This is a genomic window from Flavobacteriales bacterium (genome assembly GCA_020635855.1).
In the GTDB taxonomy this organism is placed as follows: Bacteria; Bacteroidota; Bacteroidia; order JACJYZ01; family JACJYZ01; genus JACJYZ01.
In genome coordinates, this window is record JACJYZ010000003.1 from 328,301 (window position 1) to 347,467 (window position 19,167).

Consider the following 19,167-nt stretch of genomic DNA (forward strand, 5'->3'; position numbering starts at 1 on the left):
GCAACCATGGCTGCAACAAATTACAATGCCTATCCGATCTTCGAAAAGAACCAGGTGCTCACCAACACCCAGCTCAACCAGCTGGTGTCCTACCTTGAGGAACAAGGCCGACTCACCCGCTCAAGCCTGATCGGAATCGGGATCGTGTGCGGACTCGAACTCAAGTTCGTGCCGGAGGCGGATGCCGAAACAGGTGTGGATACCCTTTACATCTCCGAAGGTGTGGGCATATCATCCGAAGGCTTTCTCATTAGCTTTTGCGGGTGCCCCATCACCAAGTACAGGAACTTCGTGCTGAATCCTTATGTGGATTATCCGGCATTCCAGAACCCTGCCACCAAGCAGCAGGACATCGTGATTCAGGAACTCCTGACCGATGATTTTGAGAATGACGGCAGCGAGGAGCCCATCGAACAAATGGATGCGGAGATTCTCAAGGACAAAGTGGTTGTTTTGTTCCTGGAGTGTTACGACAAAGACCTGAAGTCGTGCCTCAGTAAAAGCTGCGACGACATCGGTATCGAACGCAGGTTCACGCTGCGCAAGCTGCTGATCAGCAAAACCGACATTGAAAACAAGGTGCTTGTAAGGAACGGGAATGAAGAAACTTTGCTGTTTCCCGAGCGCTATGCCTTGCCGGATGTGGCCGTTAAGATGCCGCTTTTCAGTCCGCCCGTTACCGATTTCAATACTTTCGGAAAAGTAGCCGGTCAGTATGGAAATATCCTGTTTGCCGCAACCTCCGATCCGGTGACCGCGGTGCTGACGGCATTGAAAGACGCATACCATGCATACCAACCGGTTTTGCAGGATGCATTCTCCACAAACCCTTTCAATGATCCGGTGACCCAGGTGACCGCCTGGAAAGCATTGTTCGACGGAAGCGGAGATGCCACCAAATACATGGGTATTCAATACTACTATGACTTTGTGAAAGACCTGATGCTGACGTATGACGAGTTCAGGCGGGTATCTTTCGATCTGTTGACAAAATGTTGCCCGGATAACAAACGGTTTCCGAAACACCTGCTTTTGGGTGAAGTCATCGAATCATGCACGCCAAGTGAATACCGTCAGCAATTTATTCAAACACCCGTGTACAACGCGGAAGGAAAATTGTTGAAGGAAACCATATCCCTCTTTTCCAAAGCCGCCAAGATGGTAACGGAGTTCAACACCAAGCGTGTGAACAGCGTGGAAAGCTACGGGCCGCTTAAGATCAAGATCACCCCCAGCCACGAGAAGATATCTCACCTGTCCGTGCGGGCCATGCCTTACTATTTCAATGTGAAGAAGAAAGGAACACAAGGTACGTTGGAAGAATTGTGGAGCTACGAAATCAGACGCAAGTGCAAGGTGGGTGGCGGATTGCTCGGCTATGAGAACAACTTCGATGACCTGTCAGGCGGGCCGGCTGTGGATACCCCCGTTAGCAAACCGTTGGCTTTCGACCGGGATGCATTTGATTTCTTCAGGGTTGAAGGTGGGCTGGGTAAGCCGGCGGATGAAGTGCTGAACACCGTTGAAGAGAAAATTTATAAGTACAACATTCCCATGGACGTGATCGGCGTGCGTGTTAACGAAGCAACCCTGCCCGTTATCACCGATGCGCTCAAGGATGGCGTGGTGGATTACAACAAGGGTTTCCACGACCTGCATGAAGACTACGTTACATTCCGCTACCAGATTGCGGATATGTTCAAAACCGCGCTCGGCGCATGGGACCTGTTCCAGCGCATTGAGAAAATGCTGCAGGAGACTGACCCGGATTACAAAGATCCGATCCCGGAAGAAGTGCGTAAGATCATCGAGGAAGTGTACAAAGGCATCGTGGAGTTCCTGTGCCGCACACTCCCTCCGTGCCTGCCGGATTTTGCCAAGAATTTCGAAGAACTGAAAGATCGCTACGCCGATGCCATTGTATATGTAACCGACAAGGTGTTCGAACACCTTGAACTGGATGCCGTGGATGAAACTGCAAACGATGTGAATGAAAAGACCGGTCTCAACCTGGCCCAGGATGTGATTGCAGAAGCGACACGACTGGTATGGCAGATCTTTGATAATTTCTTCTACAACCGCTTGCACCGCATCTATTATGCCTTCCGCAGAAGGGAGTATTACCTTGCGTTGCAGTTTAACAAGCACAGCTACACGTTCGCTGAATACGTGGCCAAACATCCGGGCATCGCGCACATGGCAGGTGCACCCACCGGAGGAACATACATTGTGCTGTACGGAAACTTCCTGGGAATGAGCCAGCGTGTGCTGGCGGATTTCGCCCTGCCTTACCGCTGTTGCGGAGAAGAGCATGCCATTCCGGTATGCGACGATGAACAGGCCAGGGCCAACATACAGGTGGCGCCCTATGCGCGTCCCGACTACGGCTATACCTTCCGCAATACATCCATTGAAATGGACCTGGTCCTCAACGACCATGAACTGTATGACCTCGAAAAAGAATACTGTGCGGAGGATGTGAAGTCGACCTACAACCTGCGTGTGGTGCGCGTAGAACCCATGGACAAGAACGGTTTCGTGGAAATATTGGAAGATGAACGCCACATCCGTTTCACCCCTGAGGAAGGATTCACAGGTATTGCCAAGTTCAGGTATACACTTGAAAAGATCAGCAACAAACTCACAGACGAAGGCATCGTCACCATCCTGGTGCGCAACCAGTGTGTGAAGCTGGTTGATTTCGACTTCACCATGCGTGCGGAAGATACCGTGGTAGCCAGCCTGGAAAACTTCCCCGGCTATTTGTTCAATGATCCGGATGTAGACCAGAACCTGCTGGAAATCGGTAACAAGGGAGAAGTCATGACCATTACACTGCTCCAGGATATTCAGGATTCGTATTCATTCAAGTATTCGGCAACCGGGCAGGAGAACAACGGCTGCGGCACCATCACCATTCACCCGGCCGCCAACAACGGTCCGGTTATCGACAACCAGGAAATCCTCACCGAACCGGTGGCGGAACAAGGCGCCATTATCGGTACCGTGGTGGCATTCGATCCCGACAACGAGCCGTTGACCTACGTGTTTGAAAGCGGGGCCACGGATATTTATAACATCGATCCGGAAAGCGGAGAGGTACGGGTGATCAACCCCGATGCCATGAAGCAGGGTGTTTACCAGATGGGCGTACGTGTGACGGATCCATTCGGATTGTTCGATACGGCCATACTGACCATACGCGTTGTGCTCCAAAATGAAGCCCCGCAGATCCAGGATCAATCCTTTGATGTGCTTATTACGGCCCAACCGGGAACGGTCGTTAACACAGTGGAGGCGTTCGATCCTGACGGTGATCCGCTGACCTTCAGCATCGCTGCTGGCAACATCGGCAATGCATTCAAGATTGGTGCCTCCACAGGACAATTGGTGGTGGCAAGCAACAGCAACTTCGGTAATATCCAGCAGTTCGTGCTTACCATCCGTGTGGCCGATACCAAAGGCGCCGCGGCAACGGGCAACGTGATCGTTAACATCATCCGCACCAACCAACCGCCGACCGTGACGTTGGTTGAACCGAAAGCAGGAACCATTTTTGCAGCCGGAGCACCGATCAATGCCGTGTTCCAGGCAGCAGACAATAGCAAGGTGGTTAGGGTGGATGTGTTCCTGAACGGACAACTGGTAGGGGCAACAACGGAAGATAAGAAGTATGTATTCACCCTGCCCGACCTGAATCCGGGATCCTATACCCTGGCCGGTCGCGCCGTTGACGATGAAGGTGCAACGGCTTCCACGCCGCTGGTGAATTTCGAGGTGCAAAAGGCGAACCTCAATTTCGTGAATGATAACCTCGACCTGCTGACAGCGGAAGAACTCAACCTGTTGCTGGAAACACGCAAAGTGAAAACCGCAGCCACCGATACCCGTGGCAGCCTCCAGACCAAACTCAAGTCAAGCATATCAACCACACCCTTGACCAGAACGGAACTGACTTCGCTCAGCGACGCAACGATCAGGGAACTTGCAACACGGGCCGGATTGGATTCCTCAGCCAAAAAGACCGTGTTGATTGACCAACTGCTTAGCTTATAAACCCAGTAACCCAGTGAAACCCTATGCCGGAATATCCCCACATGATCAAAACACAGCGGCTCGACCTCACCCTCCGTGTGGACAGCCGGCTGGCGCCCGGCGTCCAGAATACGATTGGAGAAATATATAAGTCACAGGTGATCCCCGTGCTGAACAAAGTCATGGACCAGTTCAGCAGACCCGGTGAGATCATTCGGATGGAACGCCTTGAACTGGATCTGAACCAGCTCAACGCTGACATACTCAGTGAAGACTTCCCGCGCAAGGTGGAAGCGGCGCTCAGGAAAGCCTTGGGTGACATCATTCCGGAAGCACGTTTGAAGCATGTCGGAAAGGTGTCGTCTTCATCCGGAAGTGTTGATCAACATGAGGTGCGGGTGGCGCAAATGGCGGGCTCCGACATCGAGGCCCTGGCCTATTTCCTTTACACTGGTCAATGGCCCTGGTACATCACATCGGCACAACGCCCGTCAGATTTCAATGCCTGGCTGAGAGAGCGCCTGATCAACAATCCCACCGGTTTTGTGCCCGTACTGAAGGATGCACTGCAGGATCCGAAAGCCATGCGCCGATGTATTTATCAGTGTACACCCGACCTGATGATGAACATCTGCCAGGTGCTGGCAATGATGATGCCCGGTGTGTCTGCCTCCGCGGCAGGCGCATGGAGCCGCATCTTTCACGCACTCGAAACGCAACTGGTGACGCACAAGGCTTTTTCAAAGATCAGCCGTACCCGTTTGCATTATACCGTGTGGCATCCTGTGGTGAAATTATTCATTCCCGGACAGGCTTCACTGCGAAGCAATGCTGCCGCTTATGATGCATTGCGAAAGATCCTCGTGGGGCTGCAAGCATACCTGTTGCCCACTTCAGTTGCCATGACATCCAGAAAAAATCCATGGGAGAAAACACTTTGGATGGCCGTGGAAGCAGACCTGGCCAATGCATCGGCGGATGTACTGAAAGGAAGAAAGGATGACCTCAGGCGGGTTGTGGCCGAGCAGTTGATGACAAGGGGGTATACCGATGCAGCAGGCCTGAAGCCAGCACGTAAACCGGGAACCACAGAGCGTCTTGCCGACCATGAGGTTCAAAATAGCATGGATTTTTCCGGTGAGAAAAATGAAACGCCGGGAGATAAGAAAAACGATCCGCATTCAACTAGCGAAAAGGAAGACAGCCTGCCCGGAGAAGATGCAAGACCTGATGGAAAAGAAAAACGTACAAACGCGAATAAGGTACAGAAAGAACTGGCGGAACTGGCCAGCAAGCGGGTCGCGGAAGAGAAGGTGGATCAGGAATTACCTGCACGCAGACCCATCGTGCCGGATGAAGTGGAAGAAGCACCCGTCTCCAATGCCGGCCTCATCCTTTTTCATCCGTTCATCGTTCACCTGATGGAAGGCCTTGGTCTGGCGGAGAACAAAAAGTTTATTCATGATGAAGCCCGCGAACAAGCGGTGCACATCTTGCAATACCTGGCAACCGGTGAAACGGTTTTCAGCGAAGATGACATGGTGCTGAACAAATTGCTTTGCGGCATGCACCTCGAAGATCCCGTGCCTACCCGGGCGGATCTCGGTAAGGATGTGATGGAAGAATGTGATGCGCTGATACAGCACGTCGTTGACCAATGGTCGGTGCTCAAGAATGCGTCGGCAGATTCTGTCAGACAAACATTCGTGCGCCGCGAAGGACTGCTATCCAAAGAAGGATTCGGCGGCGGATGGAAACTCGTGGTTGAACGCAACACGTTCGACATCTTGCTGGACCGCCTGCCATGGGGTATCTCCATGGTGAAGATGCCGTGGAATGATTTCATACTGAATGTGGAATGGTAACAACGGAGGCACTTACATACAATGCACGCGACATCCAGTCGGAACTGAACTGGTTCAGGGAGGTACTACGGACACGCTCCACCCTTAACGCCGGCAAGGAATGCGCCTATGCCGATGTGTTCGAAGTGCCGGCGCCGGTGATGAACGGAAGTCCGTCTGCCTACAACGATTTTGTGAAGAACCACAACTTCGGCTTTGCAGAACGCTTCATGCTGATGCTGGCCCTGGTGCCGCACATACGACCGGAAATGCTGGACATGTTTCTCGTACGCAACGAACAAACACAACAGGTGTACACCGAGTTCGGCGGCAAACGCGGGAAATACCACAACGGCTTCCTGCCCACCGCAGAGACCGCCATGTTCATCCTTGCCGGTAATGACCTGGAGAAACGATTCGCATTGCTCCACCTGTTCTCTTCCAACCACGTGTTTTTCCGGCACAACATCCTGCAACTGGAAGAGGTAACCGACGGAGAACCCGTCACCAACGGCGCCCTGGTACTGGCCCAGGATATCCTGGATATGTTCACCACCGGCAAAGTTCAACGTCCGAAATACAGCGGCGAATTCCCCGCGCAACAACTGTCTACCAGTATGGACTGGGAAGACCTGGTGCTCAATCCGGGTACGTTGAAACAATACCAGGAGATTGAGATATGGCTGCAGCATGAACATAAACTCATGCGCGAGTGGGGCATGGAACGCAAACTCAAACCGGGCTACAAGTCGCTGTTCTTCGGACCTCCGGGTACAGGCAAAACGCTCACCGCCGCCCTGCTCGGAAAGAAAACCGGAAGGGACGTGTTCAAGATCGACCTGTCCAGGCTCGTATCCAAATACATCGGTGAAACAGAAAAGAACCTGTCGAAGGTGTTCAACAAAGCGGAACACAAAGACTGGATCCTCTTCTTCGATGAAGCGGATTCGCTGTTCAGCAAACGCACCGGCATCAACGATGCGCACGACCGCTATGCCAACCAGGAGGTGTCGTACCTCCTGCAGCGAATGGAAGAATACAACGGATTGATCATCCTGGCGACCAACCTCAAGAGCAATGTGGACGACGCATTTCTCCGGCGCTTTCAATCCATCATCCACTTTCCCATGCCCACCGCCCCGGAACGACTCGAGATATGGCGGAAGGGATTCAGCGAGCACGTGGAGCTCGACGCCAAAGTGGACCTGAAAGACATTGCCTCCAAATACGAATTGTCGGGAGGACCCATCATGAACGTCATCCAGTACGCGTGCCTGATGGCCCTGAACCGTGACAGCAATCTGATTACACAAAAAGACATCATGGACGGAATCAGGAAGGAGTTTGGTAAGTCGGGACGAACGGCCTGATCCGCCTGAAAACCCTTAAAGCAACAAGCAATGGGGACCCAAACATACACAACCGGAAACCGGGGTGAAACCAACCCCGCCCGGACGTTTCAGGCAAAACTGGAGATAGGACAACCCGGCGACCGCTATGAGCGCGAAGCCGATGCCGTCGCCGATAACGTGGTGAGAGGCGGTGCACTATCCATCTCTTCAGGAACGCCTCCTGCTCCCCCGGTACAAAGGAAAGGGGAAGAAGAAGAACCGATGCAGATGAAAGTGCAGCGGAAAGGTGAGGAGGAAGAAGAGATGCTGCAGGCCAAGTGTGCAGCATGCGCCGAAGAAGAATCCATGCAGATGCAGGTGCAACGCAAAGGTGAAGAAGAGGAAGAATCCATGCAAATGCAGGTGCAAAGAAAAGGTGCGGATGAAGAGGAAATGCTGCAACCCAAATGTGCGGCATGTGCAGCAGAAGAGCAAATGCAACCCGCCATCATGCGGGCTGAAAACGGAACCGCACATACATCGCCCGCCGTTACATCACAGATCGCATCCACCCGCGGAAAAGGACAAGCCCTGCCCACCGGCGTACAGCAACAGTTCGGAGGGAAAATGGGTGCCGACTTCAGCGGTGTGAACATCCACACCGACTCCACCGCGGTGCAACTGAGCAAGTCGCTCGGGGCACATGCCTTTACCGTGGGCAACGACATTTATTTCAACAGCGGAAAATATGACACCGCATCCAGGGGAGGACAACACCTCCTTGCGCACGAACTCACGCATACAATCCAGCAGGGCGGAAGCAAACAACCCGGCGTGATGCAAAAGACCCGGGTGCAGCGACAAACCACCCCACCGCATCCGGTGAATACCTATAACGATTGTACCGCCGGACAGGAGGCGCAGATCCAGGGTGCATTCAATGATGCCATCGGGCATGTGAACAGGGCTACGGCCGCACTGGCCAACGCCTATGCCACACACCCGCGGTTGCCGAACATCGTGTCGAACGGACTCAACACACATTTCCATACGACCGACAAGGATGACATCATGACCATCTACCGCCGGTTCCGCGACATCCAGAATGCCATGCAGCGCGGCATCAATTTCGAATGCGAAACTTCATGCGACCCGGGTGTGGGAGGTTATGTATGGCAGTTCCTGTTCTGGCAGGTAGGTCGCGTACACGTGTGCTTCAACCTGTTTACCAACTCCGGCGCATCCACACGGAAGGCGATCGTGATCCATGAGATTGCGCACAGGCACGCCGGTGTGGACGACAAGGCCTATGTATGGCAACCCAACTATCCAACGCTGAGTGCGAAAGACGCCATGAACAACGCAGACAGCTATGCACATTTCGCGCTTTTGTTTTAACCGATGATCACCCAAACACTCATATTGGCAATGATGTCCCTTCTCAAACCGATCGGTGCCAACTCCGTTCCAACCACACCCATGCAAGCCGTGGAAGGAGATCTGTATCAAAACAGCGACCTGGTAACGGAACACGGTGAAATCACCCGGTGCTACCTGGAAAAAGGAACGCACCACATCATCCAGTTTTCGACCGTGTCATCCGGCAACCCGTTCCGCACCGATTCCAAATCTTCGGAGACATTGCTGATCAGTCTGGAGGAATTTCCTGAAGAAGGAAAACAATTGAAACTGCCTGCTGAAGGAGTGGATGTGTGCTTCCTGTCCGGTGCGCAACTGGTCCTGTTCAAGGCCTTCAAGGCCGCAGGTTACCTAAGGTTTGATCACGTAGACCGCAACGCCGGTATCATAGATGGTGAGCTGGAACTCACCCTGAAAAACGAACTCGACATGAAAGACGTCGAAAAAGAAAAACGCATCCATGAAAAGTTTACCCTCATTGTTAAATAAAAGTAGTTTGTGGTTTGTAGTTTCTGCTTGATATCCGTAAATGTCTGATATATCTCCAACTACAAACCTCAAAACAGAAACCACAAACTTTGAAACCGTGATCCGGGAAACAGATACAAAACTGAAGTATGTTGCCGACTGGAAAGAACACTTTCCCGACCTGCAACACATCATGCTGGCCGGTACCAATTTCTCCGGTATGAAGCTGGCGGGTTGCAACTTCAGTTATGCCGTACTGTCCGGATCCAACTTTGAAGGGGCCGACCTGGAACGGGCGGTCTTCACCCATTGCATCCTCACCGATGCCAACTTCTCGAAGGCCAACCTGAAACATGCCGACTTCACCGGTGCCCATCTCGTGCGTGCGAATTTCCTGGAGAGCTGCATGGTGCATTGCAATTTCACCGATGCCAACATGGAGTCGGTCAGCTACCCATTCAACTGCAACGGCTTTCAAGGGGTCAGGCACAGCATGAACAACGTGCAGAATTTCCTGACGCTTTTCAAGCTGCTGAAAGGCGTAGACCCCGACCTGATGAAAGCCATTGCTCCGTGGTTCAATGAACAACTCGATCTTCCTGACGGGTTCAAGAAAAATTCAGAAAATCAATCACCCTGAACGTACAGCTATGTTTGCTCCTAAGACAAATGACAATGCCCGAAACAACAGGGGGGCGGTACAAACCAAACTCAAGATCGGTGAGAAGGATGACAAGTATGAACGTGAAGCCGATGCCGTAGCTGACCGTGTAGTCAGTGGTGCGCCTGTTCAAATGGGGTCTTCGGGAAACAATCCAAACCCGGTGCAACGCAAGGGTGAAGAGGAAGAGGAGTCCATGCAAATGCAGGTGCAGCGGAAGGGGGAAGAGGAAGAAGAAATGCTGCAAGCCAAGTGTGCTGCGTGTGCCGAGGAAGATAAAATGCAGATGCAGGTGCAACGCAAGGGCGAAGAAGAAGAGGAGTCCATGCAAATGAAAGTGCAGCGAAAGGGTGAGGACGAGGAGGAAATGCTTCAACCCAAATGTGCGGCATGCGCCGAAGAAGATAAAATGGAACCTGCCATCCACCGCGCACCGGATGGCACCCAGACTGCATCCGCTGGTGTAGCAGACCAGATTTCTGCTACCCGCGGCGGCGGTCGCTCCATGGACCAAACCACGCACCGCGAAATGAGTACGAAGATGGGTGCCGATTTCAATGGGGTTCGCATCCATACAGATCAGAAGGCGGCCGGCCTCAGTCAGCAACTGGGAGCACGCGCCTTTACCGTGGGCAACGATATCTATTTCAACCAAGGACAATACAACCCCGCATCCCACCAGGGAAAACATCTGCTCGCCCACGAGCTCACACATACCATTCAGCAGAAAGGACTGCAACGGAAACGCATCCAGAAATCGGATTTTGATGTGGACGGCCTACCGCCGAACGCGGCCTCGTTTCCCCATAGGATTTTCTTCACCCGCGGTGGCACCACCATCCCTGCATCTGAAATAGCAAAGCTGGCGGCCTTCTCAGGATCAGCCGCGGCACTTACGCTGAAAGGTACCTCCAGTGAAGAAGGATCCGATGCCGCCAACACCACGGTCATCAATGCCCGTTTGACGGCGGTTGAAAACGAACTCAACACCCAGGGCTACACCGGTACCGCCACCCGCGTGGTGGATGTGGCCGCCGGCGCAGGTAACATCGAGTACCAGCGCATGCGGTCGGTGGAAATCATTCCACCCGGAGGTTCATCTACCACACCGCCTGCCGTGGCCGTGGTGCCATGTACCGATCCGCTCGCCGGCGGAGCCAACTACCCGTCCAGATGGACCGACGCAGAAACCGAAGCACAACGCCTCATCACCGATGGCCAGGCAAAGCTGACCGCCGCCACACGCGCTGCCGATACCGATGCCGCGCTCACCCGCTTCTTCGGCAGCAGCACCGATGCCAAGGCCGCCGAGGTGAATACCAAGCTCACCAACATCAGCGCGCAGATCACGCAATACCTGGATCCTGCCAACCACCAATGCGTGAACCAGTGCAGCAACACCATCGCCAGCAACGTAGGTACGGGCGCTTCTGCCATGCTCACCCTGTGTCCGACATTCTTTTCCGATACCCTGAATGAAAGGGCAACCACCACCGTGCATGAAGCCGTTCACGGTACGCCTTCCATCAATGGAGATGACACCGCCTATGCGCACCACCGACTGATCGAGTTCCTGTCGCCCACGGATTCAATCCAAAACCCGGATTCCTACAAGTTGTTCCTGATGACCCTCGACGGACAAACGCCATCCGTGGGACCATCATCCCCCGACGTGGCAAACGGCATGTCAGCCGCAGAAGAGCATACGGCCAAAAAAGCACTGGCATGGCTGGAAATGTACCTGACCGGTACATATCTGCAACTCGATACTTTGTATGAAAGGTTGAATGGCCATCGTGTAGCCGGTACCGCCACCTGGCCCGCGGGATTCTACCGCAACATGATGACCAAGGCGGCGCCCCATTTCGGACTCACCGCACCTCCGGCCGTGTCTCCCAACGAGAACGACCAGGTGAGGCTGGCCGCCGTGTTCCATCGCTACCGTACCATGAGAAATGTGTTCTGGAGTCCGGTCACCATCACCAAAGGTGCAACCAACAGCTGGACCGCCGGACCGGGTAACTCCGTGGAAGTGGATGCCGCTTTCTTCGGATTGAGTTCCATGGACCAGGTGCAGAAATTAATGGAACTGATGGTGCACGCTACGCCTGATATCAGTGGATCACTTGAACCGCATTATCTTACCTTTATGGAAGAGGTCAGGGTATTGTTGGGATCACCTTCACCTCCTTGATGCATATGGCGGCGAAATGTATATACGGACTATCCATCCTGCTTTGCCTGCTGCTCGGTTGCAGCAGTAAGATGAATGAAATGAACATAGCGAAGAAAACAGTTTACCGGAAAAATCTGGAGATGAAAGATGCGACAGCATACCGGGAAAGCGTGACGGCCTACGACAGGAACGGTCATGTAGTGAAAGAACAGTTGTTTGATCCTGCAGGATCCGTTATCCGCACCGTGGAATACACATACAACGGAGAGCAGTGCGCAAAGGAAGTGCACAGCGACGCAGGTGGTACGCAATTGCTGACGAAGGACTACACGTATACCGGCGGCAAACTGGAGCGGGTGGTAGTGAAGGGAAAGCAGTCGTCTGAATTGGACTATTCCTATGATGATGCGGGAGGACAGGATGAGTTCATGAAAATAGACGGACAGCAAAAACATCAGAAACACCGTGACAGCAACGGAAAGATTTTATGGGAGGTAAACCTGATGGACGGCGACCGTACCGAATACGCTTATGATGAAAACGGAAACCTCACCCAGATCAGGGAGGAACACAAGGAAGGTCACACCACCATCAGGTACCGCAATGAGTACGATGCGGAAGGAAACCTGGCAAAGGTGTACATGAACCAGATACTGGCATCAGCATTTGTTTATGAAAACGGACGGGTGGTGAAGGAGATCGTTTACGCACCCGATGGAAGCCCGGAAGTGGAAATGACATTTGAATATGAATTGTATTAACCAACCGGACAACCGACATGAAAAATACCTCCGTACATCCGTGGCAGGAAGAAATGCCACCTAATTGCAGGTAGTGAGTGCAACACAAGCCATATCCGGAAGCAAGGCCAACGCCCGTTCCGTTCTTCCTTTAACGGGAGGAGAGGCGGTGAGAAGCGATGCCATGCAGGCCGCTGCAACCGGAACACTGCACATGCACCCGTTGAAAAAAACACCCCCGGATGCCATGGAACCACGCATCGTGCAACCACCTTCCTCCATGCACGTGATGCGCGATATGAGTCCGCGCGGTGAAATGGCCGCCGTCGTTCAACGCCAGGAAACCGGCGGAAGCGCCCCAGCCGCGTCTGCCCGTTTCCGCCATTGCGACAGTGACCAGGAAGCCATGATCCGAAGCCATCAGCCCCACGCAGTGGAATGGGTCCGGCGAACCATCCGGAGTATCGACGGGTTCCTGGCAGGAAGAACGTCGCATGCGGATCAAAGCCGCTTGCTCCAGGCCTACTACCGGAACTTCGATGTGGCCCGGATCCTGTCGGGAGCACCTTTGACCGCCACCGACCTGCGCACGGCGATGGATCACCTTCGCACATTGCGCACCAATTACGAACAGATACTGGCCGGACTGCAACGCATCGATTATGCATGCTTTGCCATGTGCCCGGAAAATGAATATGCCGCCCACTCCGTATATGATGTGGAGGATGAATCCGGTATCACCCTAACCATCCCCAGGGACTACATCAGGCTATGCCCACTTTGGTTTCATGCCGATGACTTTTTCATCCGTGTGTCGGTCCTTATCCATGAAGTGGTACACCGCGACCTCATGTACCGCACGGATGTCTACGAGTGGCAGCCGGCTTATCATTCCATGGGATGGTCAACGGGCAGCGTGAACGCAGATTCATATGCCGTTTTCGCACGCATGATGTATCATTTCGGAAGAGATGACATGGGTCCCAACAGTCGATAAAAACAAATGCTCTGTATATGAAAAAGTGCAAACAAAAATCTTCATCCGACCGGTCATCACGCCGATCTCCTCACAGGGGAGGCCACTCCGGAATGACGCCTTTGCAAACTTCCGAGCCGATGACACCCATGCCCGGCCGATCATCCGCCCCCATGAACCTGTCCAACACTTCGGGGCAGGAAAACCTGCAGGGTGATGGCGGCGGTTCCGGAGGTGGCGGTTCCGCATCCACGTCCAGGTGCGATCAAACAGCCATCACCAATGCGCGGCGCCAGGCTTTCTTCCGGGTACAGAATGTGCATTTCCAGCTAGCCGGTGTGCACCCTACACTCGGCTACCAACAACAGCAGCACGCCATGCGTGAGGCGAGAAGACTGGTGTCGCCGCGCATCCGCAACGTGACGGCCGTACAAGACCTGATCAGCAACATGATGACGGTCCTGTCTTCCGACCGTGTCATCGAATGCGGCCCGGAGATCGACAACTGCAGCGTGTGGAACGGATACGTGCAAGGCAACCGCGTGCCCATTCACCTCTGTGATTCATTCTTCGATCTGGATTTTGAAGGACAGGTGCGCACACTCATTCATGAATCTGCACATGCCGCCGGCATCGGAGATCCCGGGTCGGAATTGTACCTCCCCATTTTCGACTGTGACTCGAATGCAAACGACTACAACTCGGCCGATGCATGGGCCCACTATGTGCACTGCCTCTCCGGTCAGGCAGCTGACCAACCCGAAACAGTAGAAGGTAACTAACCATGTCAAACCTGGCGCCGGCGATTGACCCTAATCTGACCACCTCCCGCCATCCGGGAAGGGATGAAGACAGGGATACAACCAGCGCCGGTCCGGAAGTCAGCACCGCCCCGAGGCAAACAACGGATGTAAATCCCAACGCCATGTCGCCCCTGAGCCGTCAGGGGCAGCCACTGATGGCGCCCAGAACGGACAGCCGGCAGGTGACCCTTACGCCGAATCGTCCTTCCGGCATCGACATGCGTACGACCGACCGTGATCCCAACGAGGAAACAACGGATCAGGACACGGCGCCGGAAACCATCCACTCCCGCGAAATGGGAGGTGCGGCCGGCGATGACGGAGATAACCGCTCCAACCAACCGGGTGAAGTAACTGCATCAGTGCCTGATACCCCACCCGTACATACGAATCAAAGTACCGCACCTGCTATGGCCGGTGCCGGTCAGAACATAGCGTCCGGACCCACCCAATCGCCGGAAAAAACGCCATCACCCAAAGACGCAGTTGGCAACGCAGCAAGTGGTGCGCAAGGAGGAGGGCCCTTGGCACCTGGTGCTGGCGGACCCTCCGGCGAGGGTGGTGGTAAAGCGCCGGAGTCCGTACCCGATCAACCCCTGGATACCGGCGACTCGTCCTCCATGATCGCGTCCATCACCTCCATGGATGCGGTGAGCTTCGCCAACAACATGCAGAAGGCCTCGGCAGCAGCACAACGTTTGCAGGGTGAAGAAAAGAAAGCCCAGCAGGATGGCCTGCCTGAGATCGAACAACCCACCGGTGTTCCCACCAAAAAGCAAAAGCAACAGGCGGAAACACAACTGAAAAAAGACCAGGCGCCCGAGCTCAACCCGGAAGGAAATGCAGATGGAAAGAAGATTGAAACCACCCATGAGAATCCGTCGGGCCCCGTTCCCGGCAGCCATGCGCCTCATTTCTCCGAACCCACCGCGTCACAGAACGAAGACGAAGGCAGCTGGTGGAGCCGCCTCATCAACCGCATCAAATCCTACCTGCGTTCACTGCCCGAAGGCGATAGCGGCGTAAGCACCTCGGCCGGAGATCGGCCCAAGGTGGATCTGTCCGGACAGGCAGATCCGTCGCAGAATGAAACCCATCAACGCACGGCGGAAAAGAAGGTGGATGATAACCAGGCCGATGCGGATATGGAAACCACAAAGGATTTCGGTGAGAAGGATGTATATCCCGACATGGAAACAGAAACCATGCGCCCCAAAACAGAGATCATGGGACTGGAACCCAGGGAAGGGAAAGAGCTGGGAAAAAGGGATATCACGGCCGACGTTCGCACCTCGCTGAACGCCAACATGCAGTCGCGCATGGATGAAGCCGTAGCGCCCAAGAAGGACGAATTCCAGCAGGCAAAGGATACCTACGAAACCGATAGCGCAAAGGAAAAGGAAGACGGACTGGCAAAGATCGATGAAGAAACCGCCCGCGTGAAATCCGAACAGGAGGGTCATCAGGCAGGCGCTGCCAAACAGGTGGAAGAAGAACGCTCCGGATGGAAAAAGGAAAACGAAGAGATAAAGAAGAGGTACGACAAACAATCAACGGAGAAGAAAAAAGAAATTGATGGGAAGATTGACAAGGAAGTAAAGACCAGCGAACAGGAAACGGACAAAAAACTGAACGAGGCGGAAACCCAGGCCAAACAGGAAAAGAAGAAAGCCGAGGATGAAGCCAAGCGCAAAAAACGTGAAGCCGAAAACCGGCCGCGTAGTTTCTGGGACAGGGTGAAAGGCGCCATCTCAGATTTCTTCGACAAGATCAGGAGCGCCATCAACGCCATATTCGATGGCTTGCGCAAACTCGTGAAGGGCATCATCGAGCTGGCCAAAAAAGTGGTGAAAGGCATCATCGAGCTGGCACGCCGTGCGATCGTGGGATTGATCAAAGCTTTCGGCGAAGCGCTGAAAGCCCTGGTGTCCATTGCGCTGGCTGCCTTCCCTGAACTGGCAAAAAAAGTGAGGGCTGCGATAGACAGGGCGGTGAACAAGGCGGTGGATGCGGTGAACAAGGCCGCTCAGGCGCTGAAGGATTTTGCAGACAAGGTGCTGGATGCCATCGGCAAGGCACTCGACTTCATCCTGTCGGTTTACCAGAAGTTCTACAATGCCATCATCGATGCCCTTGAGTTCATTGCGGTGGGCATCATCGAGATCATTGAAGGCATTGCCAACCTGGTGGCGGCGGCACGGAAAATGCCCGACCATTTCTGGGGTGAAGTGTCCAAAGAGCTCCTCGGTCAGGATGTGACCAAACCATTGCCCGGACTCGAACGCACGTCACCGCCACAGGTACCGGGCGCATCTCCGGGATCTGCCACCGCGTCTCAGGCCGATCCGGCCAATGCAGCGTTGCTGAGCAAATCAACCCTGAGTCCGGAAGACGTGGTGATTGATCCCGTGCCCGAGATCGATCTGGATCCGGAACTGCTGGCGATGGTACTGGCTTCCGGCGGAGGTGAAGTTCCGTTCGGCAACGAAGAACCCGGTGACCTGACGATGGAAGAAATAAGGGCCATGACCGGCGGCGGCATGCCTGAAGGCGGCATGAGTCCGATAGCACCCGGTGGCACAGCAAGCGGTGGTGCAGGCGGTGGTCCCGACTTTATGTCCATGACCGACGACCAGAAGATGGAATACTACCTCTCGCAGATGTCGCCGCAATGCAACGACATGAAAGGCGAGGCGCCCAAAGGTGACAGCGACAACAGCATCCCCGATGTGGCCAAGGTGGGCCCGTTGACTGTGGCACAGCGAGGAGGGTTCATCCTCTCACAGGTGAAGAAAGGCATCGCCAACTGGTGGGAGTGCAACAAGGTCATGATCATCGGCATCATGGTAGCTGCCCTGCTTGGGCTGGCAGTGGCGGCATTCTTCACGGGCGGCGCAGCGATACTTGCCGCCCTGCAGGCCATGATGACGGCCCTTACCGTGATCTTCGGCGCCATCCTGGTGGCCAAGATGGGTTACCACATGGGACTCTACATGAAGAAGGCATGGACCGGAGATATTGAGGGTGGCGCGCAAAGTCTGGCACGGGCCATTGCGGTGGGACTCGTTGAATTGGTGTTCAACTTCCTGTTCAAAGTGGGTGGTTTGTTGCTGAAGATTGTGAAACGCATTGCGAAGGCGATTGTCAAACTCGCCAAGGGTGCAGGGAAACTTGCGATGAAAGGCGCTAAGCTGGCGTGGCAGGGTTTGAAGGTAGTGGGCAAAACAGCGTTCAAGGTAACGCGACGGCTGGCGGCACCGATCATCCGGGGTGGAAAAGTATTCATGAAGGGTGTTGGAAAATGGATCGGAAAAGGAGTGAAGAAATTGAAGGACCTGGGTAAGCGTCTCAAAAATCATTTCGGGTTCAAAGGCTTCTCGCTGGAAATTCACGGAAGCAGGTTCTACCTGTATGGCTATTTCAATCCCAAGAAACTTCTGGCAACCGGGAATGTGGGCGACATCAGCAAACGTGAAGCACGGCGCCTGCGTAAGTTGGGCAGCAACGAAGAGCTGGTGGGTAAAACCATCAACACAGGTGGAAAAAAAGCCATCGTGATCTCCGAAGATTTTGCGCGCAAACTGGAAAGCATGACCCCGGCGCAACGGGCGGCCGAGTTCAAACGACTGGAAGGCATGACGGCGGATCAGATCCGTAAACTCGGTGGCGGCACCAGTAAAACCTACCAGTTGCGAAAAGGCATTCCCGGAGCGAAACCCAAGAACTTCGAGGCCCACCATATCCTCCCTGAAGAACTGCTCAACAATCCGCACATCAAAGGCTTCCTCAATAAGATCGGATTCAATGTGAACGACGGCGCCGTCAATGGTGTGATGCTGCCGCCATCGAATGCAGCCCGGTTCGGCAGGTGGGGAAGAGCCACCGTTCACAAAGGCTACCACAAGGCCTACTCCGACATGATGGAGAAAATGGTGCAACGACAAATACTTGCCTACGAACAGGCACTCAAGAGCGGCGTGGCCGAACAGGTAGCCCGCGATGCAGCGCGGAAGGCGCTGATCGGAAACCTGAAGGCGATCCGCAAAGCATTGATGAAAGGAAAACTACGCCTGACACCTCCCTGATCATGAAATACTTCTACAACAACTATGTGGTGAAAGACGAAGATGCATACATCAACGGTATGCAGGGTGAGACCGAACAAATGGGCGCGGAATACGCATCGGGTATTCCCATGGAATTAGGAAACCTGGATCTTGTTTACACATATGGTGAGGTGCAGGCACACAAATGCGACTGGCTGGCAGGCATTCAGTTTGTGCCACTGGTGTCGGAACAATTCAGAAAAGTGGTAGAAGCACACGCCCCCGGTGAAGCGGAATTTCATCCGGTGCGTATCCGGTGTGAGGAAAACGGAAAGGAAGATACATCTTACAGTTTCATGAACCTACTGAACAATGTGAGATGTATGGACAGGAAGAAGTCGAAACTTGTGTTGTTCACACCCGGCCACGACGTGGTTTCGGATATTAAAAAACTGGTGCTTGAAGAAAAGGCGATTGGTGACAGGCATCTATTCCGTGTGGCAGAATTCCCTTCACTGATACTCTTTAGTGAGCCGCTGAAGGAAAAGCTGGAGGCAGCAGGCTTGTCAGGAGTGGAATGGAAGGAAGCTTCCGGTTACAGTTCGGTGCTGATGTTCTGAGCGGAAGCAGGACGCAAATTCTTCGGTTATTTCTGTGATAAGGCGTAC

General features: G+C 53.9%; 12 protein-coding genes. All 12 read left to right on the forward strand.

What is annotated here, in order from left to right; all coding sequences use genetic code 11:
* Positions 1 to 6 precede the first annotated feature (6 nt).
* On the forward strand, positions 7 to 4,056 hold the full coding sequence (locus tag H6585_09700) for a cadherin domain-containing protein (GenBank protein MCB9448604.1): 4,050 nt from the start codon (positions 7 to 9) through the stop codon (positions 4,054 to 4,056).
* Positions 4,057 to 4,097: 41 nt separating this feature from the next.
* On the forward strand, positions 4,098 to 5,900 hold the full coding sequence (locus H6585_09705; protein ID MCB9448605.1) for a hypothetical protein: 1,803 nt from the start codon (positions 4,098 to 4,100) through the stop codon (positions 5,898 to 5,900).
* A complete protein-coding gene (locus H6585_09710; protein ID MCB9448606.1) occupies positions 5,894 to 7,249 on the forward strand; it encodes an ATP-binding protein in 1,356 nt (451 codons plus the stop codon). The genes H6585_09705 and H6585_09710 overlap by 7 nt, the downstream gene beginning before the upstream one ends.
* Before the next feature lie 30 nt (positions 7,250 to 7,279).
* Positions 7,280 to 8,608 (forward strand): DUF4157 domain-containing protein, encoded by a 1,329-nt coding sequence (locus H6585_09715; protein ID MCB9448607.1) that lies wholly within the window; start codon positions 7,280 to 7,282, stop codon positions 8,606 to 8,608.
* 30 nt (positions 8,609 to 8,638) lie between these two features.
* Positions 8,639 to 9,118, forward strand: a complete 480-nt coding sequence (locus H6585_09720; GenBank protein ID MCB9448608.1) for a hypothetical protein — start codon at positions 8,639 to 8,641, stop codon at positions 9,116 to 9,118.
* A gap of 97 nt (positions 9,119 to 9,215) precedes the next feature.
* Entirely contained in the window at positions 9,216 to 9,737 is a 522-nt protein-coding gene (locus H6585_09725) for a pentapeptide repeat-containing protein (protein MCB9448609.1), read from the forward strand.
* 10 nt (positions 9,738 to 9,747) lie between these two features.
* Positions 9,748 to 11,952 (forward strand): DUF4157 domain-containing protein, encoded by a 2,205-nt coding sequence (locus H6585_09730; protein ID MCB9448610.1) that lies wholly within the window; start codon positions 9,748 to 9,750, stop codon positions 11,950 to 11,952.
* Positions 11,953 to 11,957: 5 nt separating this feature from the next.
* The gene (locus H6585_09735) at positions 11,958 to 12,695 is read left to right on the forward strand and encodes a hypothetical protein (GenBank protein ID MCB9448611.1); all 738 of its coding nucleotides are present in this window, start codon (positions 11,958 to 11,960) and stop codon (positions 12,693 to 12,695) included.
* Positions 12,696 to 12,768: 73 nt separating this feature from the next.
* Complete coding sequence (locus tag H6585_09740; GenBank protein MCB9448612.1) at positions 12,769 to 13,671, forward strand: hypothetical protein; 903 nt, start codon at positions 12,769 to 12,771, stop codon at positions 13,669 to 13,671.
* Between the two features lie 17 nt (positions 13,672 to 13,688).
* Positions 13,689 to 14,432, forward strand: a complete 744-nt coding sequence (locus H6585_09745; protein MCB9448613.1) for a hypothetical protein — start codon at positions 13,689 to 13,691, stop codon at positions 14,430 to 14,432.
* A gap of 2 nt (positions 14,433 to 14,434) precedes the next feature.
* Positions 14,435 to 18,538, forward strand: coding sequence for an AHH domain-containing protein (locus tag H6585_09750; GenBank protein MCB9448614.1), 4,104 nt, complete (start codon positions 14,435 to 14,437; stop codon positions 18,536 to 18,538).
* Between the two features lie 2 nt (positions 18,539 to 18,540).
* Positions 18,541 to 19,119 carry a hypothetical protein gene (locus H6585_09755; protein MCB9448615.1) on the forward strand — a complete coding sequence of 193 codons (579 nt, stop codon included), beginning with the start codon at positions 18,541 to 18,543 and terminating at the stop codon, positions 19,117 to 19,119.
* The last annotated feature ends 48 nt before the right edge of the window (positions 19,120 to 19,167 follow it).

What these genes read in the sequence shown, in the direction of transcription:
- H6585_09700 (MCB9448604.1), top strand. Translation starts at nt 7, where the DNA reads ATGGCTGCAACAAATTACAATGCCTATCCGATCTTCGAAAAGAACCAG.
- H6585_09705 (MCB9448605.1), top strand. Translation starts at nt 4,098, where the DNA reads ATGATCAAAACACAGCGGCTCGACCTCACCCTCCGTGTGGACAGCCGG.
- H6585_09710 (MCB9448606.1), top strand. Translation starts at nt 5,894, where the DNA reads ATGGTAACAACGGAGGCACTTACATACAATGCACGCGACATCCAGTCG.
- H6585_09715 (MCB9448607.1), top strand. Translation starts at nt 7,280, where the DNA reads ATGGGGACCCAAACATACACAACCGGAAACCGGGGTGAAACCAACCCC.
- H6585_09720 (MCB9448608.1), top strand. Translation starts at nt 8,639, where the DNA reads ATGATGTCCCTTCTCAAACCGATCGGTGCCAACTCCGTTCCAACCACA.
- H6585_09730 (MCB9448610.1), top strand. Translation starts at nt 9,748, where the DNA reads ATGTTTGCTCCTAAGACAAATGACAATGCCCGAAACAACAGGGGGGCG.
- H6585_09735 (MCB9448611.1), top strand. Translation starts at nt 11,958, where the DNA reads ATGGCGGCGAAATGTATATACGGACTATCCATCCTGCTTTGCCTGCTG.
- H6585_09745 (MCB9448613.1), top strand. Translation starts at nt 13,689, where the DNA reads ATGAAAAAGTGCAAACAAAAATCTTCATCCGACCGGTCATCACGCCGA.
- H6585_09750 (MCB9448614.1), top strand. Translation starts at nt 14,435, where the DNA reads ATGTCAAACCTGGCGCCGGCGATTGACCCTAATCTGACCACCTCCCGC.
- H6585_09755 (MCB9448615.1), top strand. Translation starts at nt 18,541, where the DNA reads ATGAAATACTTCTACAACAACTATGTGGTGAAAGACGAAGATGCATAC.